General features: G+C 66.1%; 2 protein-coding genes. Both read left to right on the forward strand.

Annotation, left to right across the window (positions count from 1 at the left end):
* Window positions 1-150: 150 nt before the first annotated feature.
* Complete coding sequence (locus EOA60_RS30060) at window positions 151-783, forward strand: DUF4129 domain-containing protein (RefSeq protein ID WP_095824864.1); 633 nt, start codon at window positions 151-153, stop codon at window positions 781-783.
* A complete protein-coding gene (locus tag EOA60_RS30065) occupies window positions 780-1,991 on the forward strand; it encodes a hypothetical protein (RefSeq protein ID WP_095801242.1) in 1,212 nt (403 codons plus the stop codon). The genes EOA60_RS30060 and EOA60_RS30065 overlap by 4 nt, the downstream gene beginning before the upstream one ends.
* Window positions 1,992-2,138: the final 147 nt, after the last annotated feature.

Raw genomic sequence — 2,138 nt, forward strand, 5'->3', positions numbered from 1 at the left:
AAGTCATGACGCCCTCCCCTGCTCGGCCGCTCTGCGCCAGCCTATGGCCCCAAAGCAAATCTGCCAGTATTGACGAGACGAGTCCAATCACTTGCAATTGTCCTGCGGTATTGCCAGTGTCGAACCCGTGGGTAGCAGGGGAGCGAGTTGGTGACAGCGGCACAGCCGGCCACAGCGGACGCCGAATGGCTGGCCAAGATGCACAAGCAGCTGCTGGCGGACGATACGATCCAGTTTGACCTGCCGGGGCTGGTGCGGCCGGAACCGCCGGAATGGCTTAAGCCTTTTCTGGAAGCCCTGGCAAAGCTTGGCCCCTACATGATCTATCTGTTCTGGGGCGCGGTGATCATCGGCGCCGCGATCATCGTGTTCCTGCTCGTGCTCGAGGCGAAGGGCATCGCCTGGCGGCTGCCATGGCGGCGCCCCGGCAAGGAGGACGAGACGAAGGAGGAATGGCGCCCGGATGCCGGCGCGGCTCAGATCCTGCTCTCCGAAGCCGATGCGCTCGCCGCGCGCGGCGACTATGACGAGGCGGTGCATCTGCTGCTCCGGCGCAGCGTTGCCGACATCGCCAGCCGCCTGCCCGACTTCCTGCGCCCGTCGCTGACCGCGCGCGACATCGCCGCCGCAGGTTCCATCCCGTCCCGCCCCCGCGCTGCCTTCAGTGAGATCGCGCGCATCGTCGAGGCTGCCTTGTTCGCTCGCCGGCCGGTCGGCGCCGAGGGCTGGCAGCAGGCGCGCTGCGCCTATGAGCGCTTTGCCTTCCGGGATGCCTGGGCATGAGCGCGGAGGCGACAGAGGCACAAGAGCCGTTCAGCCGCAGGACGCTGTTCTGGGGCATCTTCGCCAGCCTGCTCGCGGCCGCCGGATTCTTCCTGCTCTCGACCTACGCTCCGGACTTTCGTCAGCCCGAGGGCGGCGCAACACCGCTCTCCAAGGGCGGCACCGGCTATGCCGGGCTCGTGGAATGGCTGAAGCTCACCAACGGGCAGGCGCCGCCCATGGCGCGCGGGGAGAAGGATCTGCAATCTCCCCTGGCATCCACATTCCTGCTGATCGTCACCATCGCGCCCAACAGCGACCCGGCGGCGCTTCAGCGCATCATCAAGCTCCGCTTGGGCAAGCACACGCTTTTCGTGCTGCCCAAATGGGTCACCTTTCCGCAGCCGGGCCAGGAGGGCTGGGAGACGAAAGTCGAGCGGCTGCCCGCAACGGCGGTCAACGACTGGCTCGGTCGCCTCGCCAAGGCCAAGCTCGGCGACGGCAAGCCATCGGTCGATCGGATCGATGTAGAGGGGCGCAAGATCGCCGTGCCCGAGGAGTTGCAATGGGTAGCCGACAATCATCCGCTGATTGCGGCGGGTGACGGCAAGGCTGTTCTCACCGAACTCGACAGCGAACCCTTCTACATCCTGACCGATCCCGATCTCATCAACAACGCGGCGCTGAAGGATCCGCAAAAGGCGGCAGCGGCGCTCGACATGATCGCCATGCTGGAGCCCGCCAAGGGCGCGGTTATGTTCGACCTGACGCTTCACGGCATCGGCCAGAACTACGATCTCGGCAAGCTCCTGGTCGAACCGCCCTTCCTGGCGCTGACGCTGTCGGTGCTGGTGGCGGCTGCCCTCGCCTTCCTGCACGGGCTCGGCCGCTTCGGGCCGCCACGCACCGAGGGTCGCGCCATCGCCTTCGGCAAGCAGGCGCTGGTCGACACCACGGCAATGCTCCTGAAGCGGGCAGGACGGCTGCAGGAACTCGGCGACCGCTATGCCGCGCTGATGCGCCAGCGCGCCGCCGCGCTGCTTGGCGCGCCGCACGGGCTGCAGGGTGAAGCGCTGGACCGCTGGCTGGATTCCCGCGACAAAAATGAGGCGAACGGCTTCACCGCACGGTTCAAGGCTGCGAACGGTTCCAACACATTGGCCGCAATGCATGAAGCAGCGGAAGAGCTGCATGACTGGACGGCAAGGAGGCTCGGTGAACGTCGATGAAGTGAAAGCCCTGGCGAGCGCGATCAGGGAAGAGGTGGCTAAAGCGATCACCGGGCAGCGCGACACGGTCGATCTGATGCTGACGGCGCTGTTCGCCGGCGGGCATATATTGCTCGAAGGTCCGCCCGGTACCGCAAAGACCATGAC

The sequence above is a fragment of the Mesorhizobium sp. M1A.F.Ca.IN.020.06.1.1 genome (assembly GCF_004023265.1).
Taxonomy (GTDB): Bacteria; Pseudomonadota; Alphaproteobacteria; order Rhizobiales; family Rhizobiaceae; genus Mesorhizobium.